1 protein-coding gene and 1 pseudogene are annotated in these 23,374 nt (G+C 69.3%); both read right to left on the reverse strand.

All coding sequences use genetic code 11. From position 1 onward, the window contains the following. Window positions 1-159: 159 nt before the first annotated feature. Window positions 160-17,205, reverse strand: coding sequence for an SDR family NAD(P)-dependent oxidoreductase (locus tag ACQEVO_RS13630; RefSeq protein WP_432912932.1), 17,046 nt, complete (start codon window positions 17,203-17,205; stop codon window positions 160-162). 94 nt (window positions 17,206-17,299) lie between these two features. Next, window positions 17,300-23,368: pseudogene (locus ACQEVO_RS13635) on the reverse strand (SDR family NAD(P)-dependent oxidoreductase); the annotation flags it as partial. Between the last annotated feature and the right edge of the window lie 6 nt (window positions 23,369-23,374).

Genomic DNA, 23,374 nt, shown 5'->3' on the forward strand with positions numbered 1-23,374 from the left:
CACCCGCACGTAGGGCAGGCGGTGGCCCGGCGATCGCTACGGGTCGATCACCCGGCGTACGCGAGCAAGGTGAAGACCGAGGCCCGTATCGGTTGAGGCGGTTTCCCATGTGGACGCCGCCTCGACCGGACGGGGCATCGAGCCGTTCCCCGCCCGCCGCTACGGCCCCTCGTGCTGCTGGTCGATGATCTTGAACAGGTCCTCCAGACTCGCGTTCTCGACCTCCTCCTGAGTAACCGCGGGTCCCGCGGCCACCCGGGCCTCGGCCAGGAGTTCGTGCAACCCCGCCGTGAGCCGCTCCCGCTCGGCGCGCGAGGGCGGCGCCGCCAGGAATGCCCGGAGAGCGGCCAGCTGCTCGTCGACCGCCGAGGTCGCGGAGGCGACGGGGATCTTCGACAGCAGGAATCCGGCCAGTGCGGCGGCGGTCGGATAGTCGAAGACCAGGGTGGCGGGCAGTCGCATACCGGTCGCGGAGGAGAGGCGGTTGCGCAGTTCGATGGCGCTGAGGGAATCGAGACCCAATTCGCTGAACGCCGTCTCGGCGTGGAGCGCACCGCCCGCGGGCAGCCCCAGCACCGCCGCGATATGTTCCCGGGTCCGGGTGAGCGCCAAGGTCTCCCGCTTGTCCTCGGGTGCGGCGGCGAGTTCGGCCAGCAGCCGGCCACCGGCCGGCCCCGCAGGCATCCGGCGGGTTCTGGCGGGCACCAGGTCGGTGAGCAGCTCGGGGAGTGCCCTGTCGGCCGCCCGCGCGAGCAGCGTCGTGGTCTCGAACTCGGCCGCGATGACCACGGGTTCGGCGGAACCGAGTGCCGCATCGAAGAGAGCCGGTCCGGAATGCTCGTCGAGCATCCGCATTCCCATCCGTTCTACCCGGCTGATCGCGGCCTGATCCAGATCACCGGTCATGCCGGTGGTCTGGTTCCAGGGCCCCCAGGCGAGGGACAGCGCCGGCAAACCTTCGGCACGCCGGGTGTGGGCGAGGGCGTCCAGGAACGCGTTGGCCGCCGAATAGTTGCCCTGTCCAGGGGAACCGATGGTCGCGGCCACCGAGGAGAACAGGATGAACGCCGCGAGATCGTGCCCCCGGGTGAGTTCGTGGAGATTCTGGGCACCGGCGACCTTGGGCGCGAGGACGCGGTCGATCTTGTCGGGGGTCAGGGCCGTGATCGTGGCGTCGTCGAGCACTCCGGCAGCGTGGATCACGGCGGTCAGGGGATGGTCGTCGCCGATCGTGGCGAGCAGCGCGGCGACGGCGGACCGGTCCGCGACATCACATGCCGCGACACTGGTGTCGGCTCCCAGCGCAGCCAATTCGGCGACCAGTTCGGTGACACCGTCCGTGGCCGCGCCACGCCGGGAAACCAGCAGCAGATGTCCGACCCCGTGCACCCGGACCAGATGCCGGGCCAGAACCGCCCCCAGACCCGCGGTGCCGCCTGTGATGAGCACGGTACCGTCGCCGAGCGCACCGACCGGCGCCGGACGTGACTTCTCGGGTGCGCCGTGGACAAGTCGCGGCACGAAGATATGGGAATCACGCACCATGACACGCGGCTGATTCGACGCGAGCAGGCCGTGCACCAGATCGGCGTGGAGTTCCCCGTCATGGTCGACTACGACGATCCGATCGGGAGATTCCGCTGCGGCACTGTGCGCCATTCCCGCGATTGCGGCGGCTGCCGGGTCCGCCGGTTCTCCGTGGCGGCCGCTCGCCCGCCGGGTCGCGATCACCAGGCGGGTATCGGCCAGGCGTTCCTCGGCCAACCATGACCTCAGCCCGTGCCATGCGGCATGAACGGCATCGCGCACCGAGGTGACATCCGCACCGGGAGACCAGACGATCACGTCGGGCGTGGTCTCGGCGGCGACGAGTTTCCCGAGATCCGCGTAGTGGTCGTCGATACCGGGCACGCGCACCGATCCCCAGGTGGCCAGAGTGGCGGCCGAGACGGCGGAGTGGGCGGGGACACCGGGTATCCAGCGCATGACCAGGGGGGTGTGCGGGGACACCGGGCCGGACACGGGTAGCGCCGCGGGATCTATGCCGCGCAGGGCGATCGTCTCGATGGTCAGCACGGGCGCGCCCGCGGTGTCGACGAGTTCGACACTCGCTCGGCCGCCCTCGTATCGGCGCACGCGTGCACGAACGGCCACGGCGCCGCGTTGCCGCAGACGCACCCCGGCGAACGAGAACGGCAGGGGCACCTGTCCGGCGGGCAGCCCCTCGGAGAGCAGGTCGACACCGGCGTGCAGGCAGGCATCCAGGAGTGCCGGGTGCACCCCGAATCCCCCTGCGCCACCAGCTGTTTCGTCCAGTGAAACCTCGGCGAACACTTCTTGACCGCGGGTCCAGCACGCGGTCACTCCTTGGAACGCCGGGCCGTACCCGAAGCCGTGCACCGCCAGCCGGTCGTACAGCACCTCGGTGTCGGACGCCTCGGCGCCGATCGGCGGCCACTCCGGTTCGAGCGGGCCGGTCACGTTTTCGGCGGCCTCGGTGAGAGTTCCGGTGGCATGGGTCGTCCACTCGGACGGCGCGCCGGGATCGCCGCCGGTCACCGAACGAGAATAGATCACCACACCGATCCGCCCCGATTCGTCCGGGCGGGCGGCGATCTGCAGATTCACCGCGGCGGTCGCCGAGAGCAGCAACGGAGCCTCGATGAGCAATTCCTCGACGAACTCGGCCCCCAGCTCGCGGCCGACCGCCAGGGCCAGGTCGGTGAACCCGGTGCCCGGAAAGAGCACCGCTCCCGACACCACATGATCTGCCAGCCAGGGCTGTTCGCGTAGCGAGAGACGACCGGTGAACAGCCATTCGTCCGTGCCCGCGAGCGCCACCGCGGTGGTCAGCAGTGGGTGCCCGAGGGCATTGTCCGTGGTGGGCGCGACCGGCCGCGGCCAGTACCGCTTGCGCTGGAAAACGTAAGTGGGCAACGAGACCCGCTCCGCGTGATGACCGGTGAACACCACATCCCAGCGGACCGGCATCCCGGTGACGTGTGCCTGCCCCAGAGTGCGGACGAAGTGGGCCGTTTCATCCGCCGCGCGCCGGGTGGCGGAGGCGGCCACCAGCACACTCTGCTCGATCTCGGGGCGCTCGGCCAGACAACCCCGGGTCATCGCCGACAGGACGGCATCCGGACCCACCTCGAGGAAACGTCGTACGCCGGAATCGATCAGGGTCGTGATCCCGGGCGCGAACAGCACCGCCGACCGGACCTGACGGACCCAGTACGCGGGTTCGGTCAGTTCGATCGTGGCGAATTCTCCGGTCACGTTCGACACCAGCGGAATCGCCGGCTCGTGGTAGGTCACTCGCTGTGCCACCGATTGGAACTCGTCGAGCATCGGGTCCATGAGCGCCGAGTGGAAGGCGTGGCTGACCCGGAGGCGGTCGGTCTCGACCCCGGCGGCGACGAGCTGCCGCTCGATCGCGGCGATACTCTCGGTGTCGCCGGACAGAACAGTTGACGCGGGATCGTTCACCGCCGCGAGGGAGAGCCTGCCCTCGAAGCCGGCGATCAACTCCGCTGCCTTCACGGCCGGCACCGCGGCCGCCAGCATGGCCCCGCCCTCGGGCAACGCCCCCATCAGCCGGCTTCGGGCCGACACCACAGCGCATGCGTCGGTCAGCGACCACACCCCGGCCACATGGGCGGCGGCCAGTTCCCCGATCGAATGCCCGATCACCACATCCGCGGTGACGCCCACGGACTCCCACAGCCGGAACAGCGCCACCTCGAAGGTGAACAGAGCCGGTTGCGTCCATTCGGTGTGGTTCAGCACCGCTGCCGAATCCGCAGCGAACATGACCTCTTTCAGCGTCGAGCCGGTGCCCGATTCACCGTCCACCGATCCCGCCAACGCGGCGAATTCGGCGCTGATCCTGTCCACTTCGGCCGCGAAGACGGGGAAGGACGCATAGAGTTCACGACCCATGCCCGGACGTTGCGCGCCCTGTCCGGTGAAGAGAAAGGCGGTCTTCCCGGACACCAGGGCACCGCCGGCAAGGTTCGGACTCGACGACCCCGAAACCAGGGCGGTCAAACCGGCAATCACTTCATCGCGGTCACGTCCGGCCACCACTGCCGACCGATCCAGGCGCGCCCGGGATTCCAGCAGCGTCCGGGCCACCGACCGCAGATCCGCGTCCGGATGCTCGAGCAGCCAGTTCCGGAGCCGGTCGGCCTGACCGCGCAATGCCTCCGGCGATTTGGCGGAAACCACCACGGGCACGGCATCGACACGGCCCGCGTCCGGCGTCGCGGTGACACCCTCGGAAACCGGCCGCGCGGCTCGGTCGGGAGCCGGCGATTCTTCGATGATCACATGGGCGTTGGTGCCGCTGACCCCGAAGGACGATACCCCGGCGCGGCGGATTCGCCCGCCGGCCGGCCAAGGAGTGTTCTCGGTCAGCACCCGCACAGACCCCGCCGACCAATCCACGTGCGGGCTCGGTTCCGCGGCGTGCAAGGTCTTGGGCAGGGTTCGATGGCGCAGCGCCTGAACCATTTTGATCACCCCGCCGACGCCGGCGGCAGCGATCGTATGTCCGATATTGGATTTGACCGACCCGATGCGCAGCGGATCGCCGTCCCGGTCACGACCATAGGCGGCGATCAAGGCGTTCGCCTCGATGGGGTCGCCGAGCACCGTGCCGGTGCCGTGGGCCTCCACCGCGTCCACCTCGGCCGCCGTCATCCCGGCGTTGGCCAGGGCCGCGGCGATGACCCGCTCCTGTGCGCGGCCGTTGGGGGCGGTCAGTCCGTTGCTCGCACCGTCCTGGTTGACCGCGCTGCCCCGGACCACCGCCAAGACCTCGTGGCCGAGCCGGTGCGCATCGGACAGCCGCTCCAGGACCAGCACGCCGACACCCTCCGAGAATCCGACCCCGTCGGCCCCTGCGGAGAAGGCTTTACAGCGCCCGTCGGGCGCGAGACCACGTTGCCGGGCGAAGTCCATGTGCACATGCAGACTCGCGGAAACGGTCACACCGCCGGTGAGGGCGAGCGAGGTCTCCCCGCTGCGCAACGCCTGGCACGCCTGATGCAGGGCAACCAGCGACGACGAGCAGGCCGTATCCACGGTCACCGCAGGCCCCTCCAGGCCGAGGGTATAGGCGACCCGGCCCGAGACCACGCTGGACGAGGTGCCGGTCAACCGGAATCCTTCCAGCTCGTCGCTGGTGACCTGATCGAAATAGCCCGAGTAGCAGGCGCCGGCGAAAACACCCGTGTCACTACCCCGCAATATCTGCGGATCGATCCCGGCGTGTTCCAGCGCCTCCCACGAGGCTTCCAGGAACAACCGCTGTTGCGGGTCCATCGCGGTGGCTTCGGCGGGCCCGATACCGAAGAAGGAGGCGTCGAAATCACCGGCGGAGGCCAGGAATCCACCACGCCTGCTGTATATCGTGCCCGGGACGTCCGGGTCCGGGTCGAAGATCCGCTCCAGGTCCCAGCCTCGGTCCGTCGGGAAATCGCCGGTGACGTCGGCACCTTCGGTCAGGATTCGCCACAGATCACCGGGAGATTCGATCCCTCCGGGGTATCGGCAGCTCATCCCGACGATGGCAATGGGGTCGTCGGCCACCGAACGGGCCGGGCCGGGCAGCGCACGCACTTGCCGAGCCGCCGCGGCCGCCTCCTCGGGTACGACCAGCGAAAGGATCCGGGCCGCCAGGGCGGTCACAGTCGGATAGTCGAAAACCAGTGTGGTGGGTAAGGACAGACCGGTGGCAGTGGCCAGGCGGTTGCGGAACTCCATCACGCCCAGGGAGTCGAACCCGATTTCCTTGAAGGGTTTGTCCACGGCGATCGATTCGGCGTCGTCATGTCCCAAGACCGCCGCCGCCTGATCGCGGACAACGGAATACACGATCTCCTCACGCTCCGCCGGTGAACAGCCCGCCAGGCGAGCGGCCAACCCCGAAGCCTCCCGGACGCCGGCACCGGCCCGACGCCGGGCGGGACGAGTGAGTCCCCGCATGACCACCGGCAGGCCCGCGGGATCTGCCCCGGCGAGCGCGGACCGGTCGACCCGGACGGTGACCTGACCGGGCGCACCCGACGCCAGCGCCGCGTCGAAGAGCTCCATACCGTCGGCTTCCGCCACGGGCAGGAAACCCATACGCCGTAGCCGCGCCAGGTCGGCCGCACCCACACCACCGGTCATCTCGGTACCTTGCTGCCAGAGACCCCACGCCATGGCGGTGGCGGGTAGTCCCTCCCGGTGGCGCTGGTGCGCCAGGGCATCCAGGAAGGTGTTCGCTGCCGCGTAGTTGGCTTGACCGGGGCTGCCGATGACGCCGGCGAGTGAGGAGTAGAGAACGAAGAAGGACAGGTCGAGATGCCGGGTGGCCTCGTGGAGATTCCACGCGGCGTCCACCTTGGGGCGCAGCACCGCGTGGATCTGCTCGTCGGTCATATCGGCGAACAGCGCGTCGGACAATACGCCTGCAGCATGGACGACACCGGTCAGCGGGTGCTCCGGTGCGATCGTCGACAGCACCCGGTCCACCGCGGCCCGGTCGGCCGTGTCACAGGCGACCACCTCGACATGTGCTCCCAGGCCGGTGAGCTCCGCCCGGAGTTCGGCCGCGCCCGGCGCGTCCATACCCCGGCGGCCCGCCAGGATCAGCTCGCGCACACCGTATTCGCTGATGAGATGCCGGGCCAGCACAGCTGCCAGCCCACCGGTTCCGCCGGTGATCAATACCGTTCCGCCCGGAATCGGCGGGGCCGGGACGGTGAGCACGTTCTTGCCGATATGACGAGCCTGGCCGAAGTACCGGAACACCTCCGGAGCCCGGCGTACGTCCCATTGCGTGGTGGGAATCGAGGTGAGATGTCCGTCCTCGAAAAGCCCGGCGAGGGTGGTCAGGATCTCACCGAGGCGGTCGGCGGACTCGTTCAACAGGGTGAACGTGCGATAGTCCACGCCCGGGTAGCGGGCGGCGACTTCGCCGGGGTCGCGTTCGTCGGTATGACCCAATTCGATGAAGCGACCACCGCGCGGCAGGAGCCGGAGCGAGGCGTCGATGAAATCACCGGTCAGCGAGTTCAGGACGATATCCGCGCCGCGCCCCTGAGTCGCCGCCGAGAATCGGCTCTCGAAATCCAGGGTCCGCGAATCGCCGATCGCGTCGTCGTCGATCTCCAGGGCACGCAGTACATCCCATTTGCCCCGGCCGGCGGTGACCAGGAGCCGCAGCCCGAGATGGCGGGCCAATTGGATAGCCGCCATACCGACACCACCGGTTGCGGCGTGGAGCAGCAGCGTCTCCCCCGCCTTCGCCGAAGCCAGGTCCACGAGACCGTAATATGCCGTGCCGAATACCACAGGCACGGCGGCCGCTCGCCCGAAGGACCAGCCGGTCGGCATATGAGCGAGCAACCGCCGGTCCGTCACAGATGTGGAGCCGATTCCCGAGGTGAAACCGAAAACCCGGTCCCCCGGCGCGAATTCGGTCACATCGTCGGCGACCTCGAGGACGACACCGGCACCTTCGGAACCGATACCGGCCGCCCCGGCCTGCCCCTCGGCGAACTGATTCAGGGTGATCAGGACATCGCGGAAATTCAGGCCCACCGCGCGAACAGCCACGCGGACCTGCCCCGGCCCGAGCGGCTCCGCGGCAGCCGAACTCTGGGTGAGGGCGAAATTCTCATCGGCCAGCGTGCCGGCCGATCCGGTCGTCAACTCCCAGGGTTCGCCGAGGAGAACGTTCACGCTGCCCGGAACCGGCGCATCGTGACGCTGCAATCGCGGCGTGTACGCCACCCCGTTCCGAATGGCGAGCTCCGGCTCCTCCGCTGTCGCCAGAGCCAGTTCGACATCGTGCCGGTACCCCTCGAGATCCGCGATATCGACGGCGAGGACCCGGCCGGGATACTCGGTCCGCGCGACACGCAGCAGGCCCCACGCCGCGGCGACGGCGGGGTCCACCCGCTCGCCGGACCGTGTGGCGACAGCGTGGCGGGCGATGACGACCACGGACTCGGCACGGTCGAGCAACTGCCGTACCCGGGACATGAGTGTGGTGACGAGTTCCCTTGTCGCGGTGGGAACATCGTGCTTCTCCGGCCGTTCGGGGAGAGCTAGGACGACCACCGTCCGATTGCCGAGGGTGACGGTTTCCGTGCCGTCGACCGACTCCCAGCGGCCGGCATCGGTATGTGATCGAGGGGGTAGTTCGACCCAATTCACCACATAAGCCTCACCGCCCGTTCGCCGGGTCGGCACGGCGAGCGCGGCCGGCGACAGCGGCCGCACTACCAGGGCACCCACCCGAGCCACCGGCAATCCCGCCGCATCCGCCAGGTCGACCGTGATCACGCCGTCCGGCGAACGGGTCGCATGCACCCGTGCCGTGGTCGCGCCGGTCGCGAAAAGTGCGACATCCGCCCAGGAGTAGGGCACCTCGATCGCGCCCTCGCCCGCCGGGCGCGCCGAACCATCGAGCAGGACGGTGTGCAGTGCGGCATCCAGCAGCGCCGGATGTATCCCGAACTCACCCACTCGGGCACGCGCGGAGTCCGGCAGGGCGACCTCGCCGAAAATATCCGCGCCACGGCGCCACAGGGCGGTCAATCCCTGAAAAGCCGGTCCGTACCGATAGCCGGACTCCGCCAAACCGGTGTAGGCGTTCTCCAGGTCGATACGCTGGGCACCGGCGGGCGGCCAGACTGCCACCTCGGGGTCCGCCGCGGCCGGTGCCGAGTCCGCTGTCACGGTCGCGACGCAATGGCGCGTCCACGATCGATCATTCTCGGCGGTCCGACCATCCTCGGCCACACGGGAATACACCGCCACCTCGCGGGCGCCGTCCGCAGCCGGCTCCGCGACCACCACACGCAACTCCACCGCCCCCGCCCGAGGCAGCGTGCACGGCGTCTCGATCACCAATTCCGCCACTCGCGGGCAGTCCGCCACCGCTCCCGCGTGCAGAGCCAGTTCGACCATGGCCGCACCGGGCAGGAGCACCGTTGCGGCCACCGCATGATCCGCCAGCCACGGCTGGTCGGCCGCGGACAACCGTCCGGTGAACACCAGGTTCGCCGAGTCCGGCAGGCGAACCAGGGCGCGGAGCAGGGGATGCCCGGTCTCGTCCAGACCGGACCGGCGCATATCGACGGCCACGGCCGGTTCCAGCCAGTAATGCTTGTGCTCGAAGGCGTAGGTCGGCAAGGGCACCCGCGTGCCGATCGGGGTCAGCGCCCGATCGTCTACTCCGACACCGGCACATCGCGCCGCCGCCAACGCCGCGGTGATCCGCCGGATATCCCCCTGATGGCGACGTAGCGTTCCCAGCACGGTCACCTGATCGGTCGAACCGACGGTCAACTCCACGCCCATGGTCAGAACCGGATGCGGGCTCACCTCGATGAAGGTGTTGATGCCCGAGTCTCGGGCCGCCGCTATCCCCTCGGCGAACCGCACCCGGTCCCGGAGACCCCGATACCAGTAGCCGGCGGTCAGCGCATCCGTCTCGAGATGGTCCGCGGTGACCGTCGACAGGAACGGGATCGAACCCACCACCGGGCGCACCGGCTCCAGCTGGGCCAGGACCTGCTCCCGGACCGATTCCACCGCCCGGGAATGCGACGCGTAATCGACCGGTATCCGCCGCACCCAGATGTCCTCGGCCGCACAAGCGGTCACGAATTCGCCGACAGCCGCCGCTTCCCCCGACACCACGACCTGACCCGGGCCGTTGACCGCCGCGATCGACAACCGATCCCCGAAATCGGCCAGCCGCCGCGCCACCGCGTCCGCATCGAGATTCACCGAGGCCATCCCACCGCGGCCGGCGAGTTCGGCGGCAACGATCCGCGACCGAAGCGCCACCACCCGCGCCCCGTCCGACAGGGACAGTCCACCGGCCACCACGGCCGCCGCGATCTCCCCCTGCGAATGGCCGATCACCACCTCCGGTTCGACCCCGGCAGCCTGCCATACCCGGGCCAACGCCACCATCATGGCGAAGAGCGCCGGTTGCACCACGTCGACCCGTTCCAGTGACGCCGCCCCCGGCTCACCGCGCAGCACCGCCGTCAACGACCAGTCCACGAACGGCGCCAGCGCCGTCTCACACTCGGCGATCGCTTCCGCGAAGATACCGCCGGTAGAGAGCAGCTCGGCTCCCATACCCGCCCACTGGCTGCCCTGGCCGGGAAAGACGAAGGCCACCCGCCGGACGGCGGACCGGGCGGACACCACGTCCGCACTCTCGGTTTCCCGCCGAGCGGACGGATCCACCAGCGCCGCCAGACCGGTGAGCAGATCCGTTCGGTCCCGCCCGACGATCGCGCCGCGCCACTCCAAATCAGCACGATGCCGTAGCAGGCTGTGCGCGATATCCCGCGGATCGGCCGCCGGATGGGCACGGACCCATTCCGTGAGCCGGCCGGCCTGTCGCCGCAACGACTCCTCCGTGGCCCCGGACAGGTGCCACGACAGCACATCGGTCTCGGCAGCAATCGGATTGCCACCACCCTCGCCCGTGGTGGCCGGTCGCGCACCGGGTGCCTCTTCGAGTATGAGATGGGCATTGGTGCCGCTGAGCCCGAAGGAGGAAACCCCGGCCCGGCGAATCCGGTCACCGCGCTGCCAGGGGCCGGCCTCGGTGAGCAGCCGCACATCCCCTGCCGACCAGTCGATATGCGGACTCGGTTCCTCCGCGTGCAGGGTTTTCGGCAACATCTCGTGGCGCAGCGCCTGCACCATCTTGATCACACCGGCCACGCCGGCCGCCGCCCCGGTATGGCCGATATTCGATTTGATCGAGCCGAGCAACAACGCCCGCTCGGCACGATCCCGACCGTAGGTGGCGATCAGAGCGCGAGCCTCGATGGGATCGCCCAGCGTGGTACCGGTGCCGTGCGCCTCCACCGCATCGATATCGGTAGCGACCAGGCCGGCGCCGGCCAGCGCCGCCGAGATCACCCGTTCCTGTGCGAGACCGTTGGGCGCGGTCAGGCCATTGCTGGCACCGTCCTGGTTCACCGCCGAGCCCCGCACGACGGCGAGAATGTCGTGCCCGCGCCGGCGCGCGTCGGACAGCCGCTCGAGCACCAGCATGCCCGCGCCTTCGGCGAAGGCGACACCGTCGGCGGCCGCGGAGAACGATTTGCACCGGCCATCCGGCGACAGCCCGCGTTGGCGAGCGAAATCGATATTGATATAAGGGCTGCCGAAGATACTCACACCACCGGCGAGCACCAGGGACGACTCGCCCTGACGCAGCGCCTGGCACGCCAGATGCAGGGACACCAGCGAAGAGGAACAGGCCGTATCGACCGTCAGCGTGGGCCCTTCCAGGCCCAGGGTGTAGGCGACTCGACCGGCGATCACGCTCGTGGTGTTGCCGGTGAGCCGATACCCCTCCAGCTCACCGGTGACCTGATCGACATACCCCGAAGCGATGGCACCGGCGAACACACCGGCATCGCTGCCGCGCAGCGAGAGCGGGTCGATTCCCGCGTCCTCCAGGGCCTCCCAGCACACCTCGAGCATGATCCGCTGCTGCGGGTCCATGGCGGATGCCTCGCGCGGTCCGATGCCGAAGAAATCGGCATCGAAATCAGCTGCACCGGTCAGGAACCCGGCCCGCCGGGCATAGACGGTTCCGGCGTTGTCGGGATCCGGATCGAAGATACGTTCCAGATCCCAGCCCCGGTCGGTGGGGTAATCACCGGTCGCGTCCGTCCCGGCGGCCAGCAGATCCCAGAGTTCTTCGGGCGAATCGGCCCCGCCGGGGAAACGACAGGCCATACCTACAATGGCGATCGGTTCGTCCGTCCGCACCACTCGCGCTGTCCGCGCGGGGGCGCGCCGGGTCCCGGGCTCGATCCGTTCGAGCACCATTGTCGCCACAGCGGCCGGAGTGGGGTAATCGAAAACGAGGCTCGAGGGCAATCGCAGCCCGGTCACCCGGCTCAATCTGTTCCGGAAATCCACCGCTCCCAGCGAATCGAAGCCGATATCACCGAAGCGCTGATCCGGCCGGATATCTCCGGCCGAATCGAATCCGAGGGTGCGGGCGGCCTGTTCCAGAACCATGTCCAGGGCGATGCCGGCGTGCCGGGCCGGTGGCGCCCCGGCCAATCGCGCGGCGAACGCCCCGGCGGCCGGGCCCCCTTCCGCACCGGTGGCGGGCAGCTGCCGGGCACGGCGGGCGAATCCACGCAGAACCACCGGCACCGCGGCGATATCCCGCTCCCGCAGCAACACGGTCGGGTCCAGCCGCAAGGCGACCGGGACCGCGGCCCCCTGGGCGATCGCCGCGTCGAAAAGCCGCATCCCCTCGGCCTCGGACAATTGCCCCACACCCAGGCGTTCCATTCGGGCGAGCGCGGCCCGATCCAGGGCGCCGGCCATACCGATGTCCTGGTGCCACAATCCCCACACCAGCGAGGTTCCCGCCGACCCCGCCGAACGCCGCTGAACCATGAGCGCGTCGAGGGCGGCGTTCGCCGCCGCGTAATTGCCCTGCCCCGCCGCTCCCACCATGCCGGCGACGGAGGAAAAGGCCACGAAGGCCAGAACGTCACGGTCGCGGGTCGCCCGATCCAGGTGCCGGGCTCCGCGGACCTTCGGCGCGAAGACCCGGTCCACCTGTCCGGCGCGAAGAGTCTCGATGGTCGCGTCGTCCACGATCCCGGCCGCGTGCACCACGATCAGTTTCGCGGCCGGGTCGATGGTGTCCACCAGATCACGCACCGTCTCCCATTCGGCCACGTCACCGGCGACGATCCGGACATCGGCACCGGATTCGGCCAGTTCGGTGCGTAATTCCGCGCTACCGGGCGCCGCCGGACCGCGCCGCGAGACCAGCACCACGCGCCGCACCCCGTGCTCGACCACGAGATGACGCGCGCACAGCGCTCCCACACCGCTGGTGCCACCGGTGATGATCGCGGTGGCCGCGCCGAGCATCGGGAACTCCGCGGTGTCGTCCGGGGCCATCGGGGTCAGTCGCGGGACCAACGTTCGCTCACCACGCAGTGCCAGCTGTGGTTCGCCGCCTCCCGAAAGGGCCGCGATCCGAGCCACCTCCAGCGGCTCCACGGGATCCACGTCGACGAGTACGAACCGGCCGGGATTCTCGGCTTGGGCGCTACGCGTAATACCCCAGATCGCGGCGGCCGCCGGGGTCGGCGACTCCTCGGGCAGAGTCACCCCGCCGGCGGTCAGAACCACTAATTTGGTTTGCGCCAACCGGGTTTCGGCCAGCCAGCTGCGCAATACCGCGGCGGTCGCCCGTGCGGCGGCGCCCTCGTCATCGGCCACAGCCGGGTCGGTGGCCCGCCACAGCACCACATCCGGCACCCGATCGGCGGCGGCGAGCGCCGCGATCGCTTCCGGATATCCCTCGGCGGAACGCGCCGGGAGGGTTGCCGTTTCCAGGTCGGACCGGGGTTCGGAAGCCGCCGGCAGTGACTCCCAGCGCAGCTCGTACAGCCCCGCTTCCGCCGGGGTCGCGCCGGCGCCGAGCTCGTGCGGGTCATAGGACCGCATGGTTACGGAATCCACCGAGATGATGGGGTTTCCGTCCTGGTCCATCGCCGCGACCGAGATGCTGCCGGGACCGCTCGGCACGGCCACGGTGCGCAGGACGGTTGTCCCCTTGGGCCACTGCTCCCCGAACGCCTCCCGATGGAAACGTGCTCGCTCGCATCGGAACAGCACCCACCCGGCGTCGTCGTCGGGATCCTTGTCCCGCAGCACCGACGAGAAGCCGGCGTGCAGGGTCATATCCAACAGGGCCGGATGCAGGTCGTAACGTTGCGCCCCCACGGCCGCGTCGGTGTCCAGAACGATCTCCGAGAAGACCTCGTCACCACGGCGCCATACGGATCGGACACCGGTGAACGCCGGACCGAAGGTCAGTCTTATCTCACCGGCCAGGCGGGCGACGAATTCGGCGCCGTCCAGGGGTTCGGCGCCCGATGGTGGCCACTCCTCTGCCCGGAGCCGCGCGACCGATTCCGTATCCCCTCCCGCGTCCGCCGCGAGGGAACCTGTCGCATTCTCCACCCATTCCGCATCGACCGCGGCGCGGGAATACACCTCGAACCGGCGCTGATCGTGATCATCGGACGGCCGCACCAGAATCTGTATCTCGACGTCGTCGTCGCCGTGCGGAACCATCGGTGCGAGAAAAGAGACTTCGTCGACCGTGTCGTAGCCGATCCGCGCGGCCGCGGCGAGGAGTAACTCGACCAGCGCGGTCCCCGGCAGCAATACCGACCCGTAGGACATATGGTCGGCGACCCATGGGTGGGTCCGCAGGGAGAAGCGACCGGTGAACAACCACTCGTCGGTGCCGGCCAACCCCACCGCACCGGTGAGAATGGGATGGTCCATGGAATGGACCGACGGCCCGCCCGCATCCGCATCGGCCCAATACCGGCGACGCTGAAATGCGTAGAGGGGCAGCTTGATTCGACGCGAACCACGCTCGCGGAAAAACGGCGCCCAGTCCGGCCGGCCACCGGCCGTCTGGATGCGCACCAGCGCCTCGACGAATCGATCTCCCTCGCCCGGATCGCGCGCGCGGTCCCCGCCGGGCCCGGACCTCGGCCGGTGAGCGGTCGCGATCATCGCTACACCGGACTCGTCGACCGCGGAGTTCTCGTCGACACAGCGACCGGCCGCGGCGGTCAGCACCGCGTCCGGGCCCACCTCGAGGAAGGTTCGCGCGCCCAGTTTCACCAAGGTCGCCGTTCCGGTGGCGAAACGGACGCATTCCCGAATCTGCCGGGTCCAGTACTCCGGGTTCTTCGCCTCGTCACCCAGGAGGTCACCCGTCACGGTGGACACTATGGGCAATTGCGGGGTCTCATACCGGACACTTTGTGCCACGGAACGGAATTCGTCCAGCATGGGCTCCATGAGTGCCGAGTGGAAGGCATGCGACACCCGGAGCCGGTTCACCCTGATGCCCGCGCCGGACAGTTGCCGCTCGATTTCGTCGATCGCCGGGGCGACGCCGGACAACACCAGGGAATCCGGATCGTTGACCGCCGCCAGGGAAACCCGGCCCCGATGCTCGGCGATCAGATCCAGCCCGCGCTCCTCACCGATCGCGGCCGCCAGCATGGCGCCGCCCGCCGGTAACGCGTCCATGAGCCGGCCCCGCGCCGCCACCAGAGCGCACGCGTCCGGCAGGGACCACACCCCCGCCACGTACGCGGCAGCCAACTCACCGATCGAATGCCCCGCCAGCAAATCCGGGGTCACCCCGAACGATTCCAACAGCCGATACATGGCCACTTCGAAAGCGAACAGCGCGGGCTGGGTGATCGCCGTGCGATCCAGCAGCCCCGCGGTGTCGTCGGCGAACATCACCTGTTTCAAGGAGAAGGTCCCCTGATACGAGAAACCCGCCGCCGCGAGCAAGGGATCGAACCGCGCGCACACCTCGTCCAACGCCGCCGCGAACGCCGGGAACGCCGCGTAGAGCTCCCGCCCCATCCCGGCCCGTTGCGCACCCTGCCCGGTGAAGAGCACAGCGGTCTTCCCGAGCTCCACCTTCGCTCGGAGGGCATCCGGGGAATCGGCGGCCAGTTCGGCCAGACCGGCCAGCAGTTCCGCACGATCTCGGCCCACCACCGCGCCGCGCCACTCCAGGGACGCTCGCGAGGTCACCAGTGAGTACGCCGTATCCCACAGATCAGGTCCGGGGTCGCCGGCCAGGAATTCGTGTAAGCGACTCGCCTGTGCTCGCAACGCCGCGGCCGATTTGGCCGAGAGGATCAGCGGAACGAGATCGGTCCGGGTACGGGGGTTCTCCACCGGCGTGGCAGCCGTGGCCGGCGCGTCCTCGAGAATGAGGTGGGCGTTGGTGCCACTGGCGCCGAACGAGGAGATACCGGCCCTGCTCGCCCGATCGCCCGCCGGCCAAACCCGTGATTCCTCCAGCAATCGCACCGCGCCGGCCGACCAATCCACATACGGCGTCGGCTCGTCCACATGCAGCGTTCGGGGCAGGGTGTCGTGCCGCATCGCCTGCACCATCTTGATCACGGCGCCGACACCGGCCGCCGCGGAAGTATGACCGATATTCGACTTCAACGACCCCAACCACAACGGCTGGTCCCGCTCGGTCCCGTAGGTGGCGATCAGCGCCTGCGCCTCGATGGGGTCACCGAGTCGTGTTCCGGTGCCGTGCGCTTCCACCGCGTCCACATCGCCGGGCCGCAGACCGGCGGCCGCCAGGGCCGCCGTGATGACCCGCTCCTGGGCGCGACCGTTGGGCGCCGTCAATCCGTTCGACGCCCCATCCTGATTCACCGCGCTCCCCCGGACGACCGCGAGCACGGTGTGCCCCGCGCGCTGGGCATCCGACAGACGTTCCAGCACCAGCATGCCCACGCCCTCGGAGAACCCGGTCCCGTCGGCCGCGGCCGCGAACGATTTACACCGCCCGTCCACGCACATGGCCCGCTGCCGCGAAAAGGCGATGGGCAGCGACGGATCCGACATGATGGTGACCCCGCCGGCCAGCGCGAGATCCGTATCCCCCTGTCGCAATGCCTGGCAAGCCAGATGAATGGCCACCAGGGACGACGAACACGCCGTGTCGACCGATATGGCCGGCCCCTGGAACCCGAACAGGTGCGCGATCCGGCCGGACAACACGCTGGCTGCACCGCCGAGATAGTGATGCCCCTCCGCTTCGGCGGTCAGGGCCGGTGAACCGATCCGCGGCCCGTAGTACTGGTGGATCACCCCGGCGAAAACCCCGGTCCGGCTCCCGCGCAGGCCCGTCGGATCGATTCCGGCGTCTTCCAGCGCCTCCCAGGATGTCTCCAGCATGAACCGCTGTTGCGGGTCCATCGCGGTGGCTTCCCGCGGCCCGATACCGAAGAACGCCGCATCGAAATCACCGATGGACTCCAGGAACCCGCCGTGGCGGGTGTATACCGTGCCCGCGACATTCGGGTCCGGATCGTGGAGCCGATCCAGATCCCACCCTCGGTCGGTGGGATAGTCACCGATCGCGTCGGTTTCGGCGGCCACCAGACGCCACAGGTCGTCCGGGGTCCGGGCACCACCGGGGTAGCGGCACGCCATTCCCACGATGGCGATGGGTTCGGTCTGTTTATCGGTGAGCGCACGTAGCCGCTGTTTGGTCTCGTGCAGCTCCTTGGCTGTCTTCTTCAGGTATCGACGGAGTTCGTCGTTATCAGCCACGGGTGCACCTCTGGTTTCGTAATCTATTGCTCATCCACGTCATTCGATCTCGCTAGGCGGTGTCGAAGCCGAGGGAACGCAGCCATCGACGGATTGCGGCCGCAACCTGGGGAGCGGCGTCGCCGATGAGGGAAGAGTGATCGGCGTCGACCTCGACGAACCCGCCGCTGTGCTGCCAGGCCGGCATCGGGTCGACCGTTTCGAGCCCCGGAATCCGCTCGGTGGCCCGCAGGTCCAAGGTCGGTGCGGCGATGGCGCGCGCGGGACGCTCGTGGTTGATCAGCGCGTACCTGCCCATGACGACGAGCGAGCGATCGTCGATGGGCAACAGGGCACCGGCACGGCCGAGAAGCATGCTCAGCGCCTGGTTGAGGACCGCGGGGGCGAGATCCGGCGCATCGGGGGAATAGGTATCCATCATCACGACACCGGCGGGTTCGTGTCCCCGCTCCGCCAACCGCCCGGCCAGCGCATGGGCGATCGCTCCGCCACCGGAATACCCGATCAGCGCGAACGGCTCGGAGCCGACGGTCGCTGCGGTCACGTCGGCCAGATCGTCCAGCAATTCGTTCCAGCTCCCCGGCACGGTCTCGCCCGCCCGGGTCCCCGGTAGCCAGAGCGCGGATACGGCCGGGCCGTCCCCGAGTTCGCGGGCCAGCCGAGCGAATTGCACGGGCCCGTTACCCACCAGATACGAGGGCACACAGATTATCCGGGGGCCTTCATCGGTCCGGGTGAGCGACAACGCGGCGGACGGTACCCGCCGCTCGCCCTCGGTATCGTCCAGGTCTCTGCTCACCGAGGCGCTCTCCAGGAGCAATCGCATCGCGGCGGATATGTCACCGCGCCGGTGCGCCTCGAGGAGCAGGTCGGTGAGCCAGCCCCCCTCGGCGGGCGCGGCGGGCGCGACCAGCTCCCGCGCCGGCCCGATATCCGCCAGACGCGTCAGGACGAACTCGGCCAACGCGGCAGCGGTGGGATATTCGAAGACCAGGGTCGAGGGCAGCGAGGTACCGGTTCGGTTGGCCAGCTGGTTCCGGAACTCCACCCCGGCCAGGGAATCGAATCCGATATCGGCGAACGACGCATCCGGCGCCACCGCCTCCGGCGAGCTGTGCCCGAGCACCGCGGCGGCCAGCGCACGAACCTCCGCCACGACCACCGCGTGCCGCTCGGACTCCGGAATCGTGGCCAGCCGCTCGGCGAGCGCACCGGACGAAGGCTTCGCCTGCTCACTACGTGCCGCCGGAACGAGGTCACGCAGGATCGCCGGAGCCTCGAACCGCAGGGCCGCGAGGTCGAATGCCGCCGGCAGCAGCAACTCGCGATCGGTCGTCAACGCCTTGTCGAACAGCTCCAGCCCCAGCTCCGGGGGGATCTGCTCGAGCCCGAACCGGGCTCGGCGCGCGGCATCCACGGCATTGTCCGTATCGGCCATCCCGAGCGCCCAGAGCCCCCACGCGAGCGACTGAGCCGGCAGGCCCGCCGCGCGCCGGGCATGGGCGAGTGCGTCGAGGAAGGCGTTGGCGGCGAGGTAGTTACCCTGTCCCGGGCTGCCCAGGGCGTACGCGGCCGAGGAGAAAAGGACGAACGCCGACAGGTCACGATCCCGGGTGAGTTCATGAAGATGCCAGGCCGCATCCACCTTCGGCCGCAGCACCCGGTCCACCTGGTCGGCCGTAAGGGTTGCCACGGTGCCGTCGTCGAGAACCCCCGCGCTGTGGATCACGGCGGTCAGCGGGAAGTCCGCCGGGATGGTCCGCAACAGTTCGGATACCGCTGCCCGGTCGGCGAGGTCACAGGAGACCACCCGGACCTCCGCGCCCGCGGCCGACAACTCACCGGCGAGTTCCGCCGCCCCCGGGGCGTCCGGCCCGCGCCGCGACACCAGGAGAAGCCGCCGGACACCGTGCTCGGCGACCACGTGCCGGGCGATCAACGCCCCTATTCCACCGGTGCCACCGGTGATCAGCACTGTTCCGGTGCCGAAGGACACCGGGCTCGGGTCCGATACCCGCACCCGTTCCAGCCGGGGGACGGACAATTCATCGGAATACACCGCGACCCGCCCCTCTGCCGATGCCACGGCGTCGCGCACGACCTGCGCGGTCAGTTCCGTCTCGCCGTCATGGTCGATTCGCACGATCCGTCCGGGGTTCTCGGCCTGGGCACTGGCGATCAGGCCGGAGACCGCCGCCATCGCCGGATCACTGCTCCGGCCGGACATCTGGGCCGTATTCCGGGTCACGACAACGAATGTCGAGTCCACACTCCGCTCATCCGCCAGCCATTCCCGGACCACGGCCAGCGCGGCCGCGATATTCTCGCGGGCGGCGTGGGCACGGTCGGTCTCCGCACGATCTGGGGGAGACCACACCACGATGCCCGGGATGGATTGCTCCGCCGCGAGTGTGGACAGGTCCGGGTAGGAATGAGCACCGGGTATCGCCCCGTCACCGAGTACCGCGATACTGCGCCGCGCCGCCCGGTCCACCACCACCGGCGTCCACCGCATCGCGTAGAGCGGCTGAGCACCGGTCTTGGCTCGATACAGGGTCCGGGCATCGATCGGACGCGCCAGGAGGCTGTCGATGGATATCACGGCGCTGCCGTCGGAATCCGCGGCGTCGATGCGAAGGGTGTTGTCGTCGCGCTGTTCGATCCGCGCCCGCAGCCCGGTGGCCTCGCTCCGGTGAATCCGAACACCGGTGTAGGAGAACGGCAACGGGAGCTGTCCACCGCTCGCATCGTCGATCATCTGCCCCAGCGGCGCGTGGAACACCGAATCCAGCAGCGCGGGATGAATCCGGAATCGCCGGCCGTCCATCTCCGCCGGCAGTGCGAGTTCCGCGAACACCTCGGAACCACGGACCCACACCGCACGGACGCCCTGGAACGCCGGCCCGTAGTCGAACCCGATTGCCGCCAACCGCGCATAGAGAGCGTCGGCGGGCACCGGCGTGGCATCCGCGGGCGGCCACACCCGCGCCTCCCACCCCGTATCTCCCGCCCCAGGGGCCAGACCACCGACCGCGTGGGTGACCCATTCGGCGGACTCGTCCGCTTCGGCTCCGCGGGAATGCACCGTGAACCGTCGGACTCCGCGAGTATCGGCCGGTTCCACCACGAGCTGGAGATCGACCTCCGCCTCGTCGAGGATCAGCGGCGATTCGATCACCATCTCCTGGACAACGGGTGCCCCCACCCGCGCCCCGGCGGCAAGGGCCGATTCCAGGAACGCGGTCCCCGGGACCACCACCGAGCCGAACACGGCATGATCCGCCCACCAGGGCTGAATTCCGGGTGAAATCCGCCCGGTGAACAGCCACTCGTCCCGCCCGGCCACCGGTACCGCATTGGTCAGAATGGGGTGGTCCGCCGAGCCGGCGAGCGCGCCCGCCGCCGGGTCCAGCCAATAGCGCCGGTGTTGAAAGGCGTAGGTGGGCAACGGGATCCGTGTTCGCGGTGTCTCCGGGAAGAACGGCCCCCACCGCACCGCAGCCCCGGAGACGTGAAGCCGCGCGAGGCAGCTCGTGAACTGCGTGGTCTCGGCCACCGACCGCCGCGAACCCGCAACGATCGACACCTCTTCCCGAGAATTCGCCTCCACCGTCAGACAGTGCCCTGCCATCACAGTGAGGACCGCGTCCGGGCCGATTTCGACGAAGCGACGGACCCCCTTCTCGTGTGCCGTCGCCACCGCCGCCGCGAAACGCACCGTCGCCCGGACCTGCCGAACCCAATACCCCGGATCGCCCCACTCCACCGAGGCCGGCGCACCCGAGACCGTCGACACCACCGCCGGCCCCGGCTGACGATAGGATATCCGGTCCGCGACCCGCTGAAAGTCCGCCAGCATCGGTTCCATCAAGGCCGAGTGGAAGGCGTGGCTGACCCGCAGCCGGGTCGTCTTCACCCCGGCAGTACCGAGGAATTCGGCCACGCGGTCAATCGCGTCCGCCGCGCCCGAGAACACCACGGCCTCCGGCCCGTTGACCGCCGCCAGCGACACATCCGGGTGGTCGCCGACGATTTCCAGTGCCCGGTGCTCCGAGACAGCTGCCGCGAGCATCGCACCGCCCGGCGGCAGCGCGCCCATCAACCGGCCTCGTGCCGCGACCAGCGCGCACGCGTCCGCCACCGACAGCACCCCGGCCACATGCGCTGCCGCGAGCTCCCCGATCGAATGGCCGATCACCAGGTCCGGGGTGACCCCGAACGAGGTCATCAAACGGTAGAGAGCCACTTCGAACGCGAAGAGGGCCGGCTGCGCGAACTCGGTGCGCTCCAGAACCTCCGCCGGGCCGTCGAACATGAGCGCACGCAGCGACCACGCCGAATCCGGCGCGTGTTCCGCGGGCCGGACCAGCGGATCCAGCACCGCACACAGCTCGTTCAGCGCGGCGGAGAACACCGGAAAGTCGGCGGCGAGTTGCTTACCCATTCCCACTCGCTGCGCGCCCTGCCCGGTGAAGAGGAACGCCGTGTCCCCCACGACGGCTTCCCCTCGGACCACACCGGTCGCCTCGCGCCCCGCCGCCAGGTCGGCCAGGGCGGCCGCCGCGACGTCGCGATCTTCGGCGAGTACCACCGCGCGGTGCCGGAAACCGGCCCGCTCGTGCACCAGAGCTCGTGCGGCCGCGTCCAGATCGATCTCCGGGTGGTCGATCAGCCACGTGTGCAGACGATCCGCCTGCCCCGCGAGGGCTTCGGTGGTTTTCGCGGACAGCACCAAGGGCACCATCGGGGTACCGAGGCGATCGACCGGCTCCGCCCGGCCCTCCGGTGCGGGCACCGGTGGCGCCTCTTCCACGATCACATGCGCGTTGGTGCCACTGATCCCGAAGGACGAGATCCCGGCCCGACGCGGCCGATCCGTAGCCGGCCAGGGTCGCGGTTCCCGGAGCAACTCCACCCGTCCCGCGGACCAATCCACATGGGGACTCGGTTCGGTGAGATGCAGTGTCTTCGGCAGGAGTTCGTGCCGCAGGGCCTGCACCATCTTGATCACACCACCCACCCCGGAGGCCGCCTGCGAATGCCCGATATTCGATTTGAGCGACCCCAGCCACAAAGGTGCCGATCGATCGCGGCCGTAGGCGGACAAGAGTGCCCGCGCCTCGATGGGGTCGCCGAGCGGGGTGCCCGTCCCGTGCGCCTCGACCACGTCGATATCCGCCGGCTGTAAACCCGCGTCCGCCAGCGCCGCCCGGATCACCCGCTCCTGAGCCGGACCGCTCGGCGCCGTCAGTCCGTTCGAGGCGCCGTCCTGGTTGATCGCGCTGCCGCGCACCACCGCCAGCACTTCGTGGCCGCGGCGGCGCGCCTCCGACAACCGCTCCAGGACGAGCACTCCCACCCCTTCGGCCCACCCGGTGCCATCGGCGTCCGCGGAGAACGATTTGCACCGCCCTGCCGGGGAGAGTGCGCGCTGCCGGGAGAAATCGATGAACAGCCGCGGGGTGGACATCACTGTCACCCCACCCACCAGCGCCACCGATATCTCTCTGCCCCGCAGTGCCTTACATCCGAGATGAAGCGCCACCAACGAGGAGGAACAGGCGGTGTCCACCGATACCGCCGGCCCCTCCAAGCCCAGGGAATAAGCCACGCGCCCGGACACCACGCTGCCCGCCGAACTGGCCGTCATATACCCTTCGGCCACCGCACCGGCCCCGTAGGCCACCTGGTCGTAGTCCTCGTACATCACGCCGGAGTAGACCCCCGTGTCACTGCCCCGCAAGGACATCGGGTCGATCCCCGCATTCTCCAAGGCTTCCCAGGAAACCTCCAGCAGCAAGCGCTGCTGTGGATCCATAACCTTCGCCTCGCGCGGTCCGACACCGAAGAAACCGGCGTCGAAACCGGTGACGTCCGTGAGAAAACCGCCCTCGGTCGCGTAGGTCGTGCCGGGGTGCTCCGGATCCGGATCGAAGAGTTTCCCGATGTCCCAGCCCCGGTCCTTCGGAAAACCGCTCACCGCGTCTGCACCGGACCGGACGAGATCCCACAGCTCGTCCGGGGACCCCACGCCACCCGGGTACCGGCAACCTATTCCGACGATGGCGATCGGTTCCTGCAAATCCGACCGCAGCCGGCTCAGCTCTTCCCGGGTCCGCACGAGATCGGTGGTGGCCTTCTTGAGGTATTCCACCACCCGGTCGGCGGA

The organism is Nocardia sp. CA-290969, assembly GCF_050936135.1.
GTDB lineage: Bacteria > Actinomycetota > Actinomycetes > Mycobacteriales > Mycobacteriaceae > Nocardia.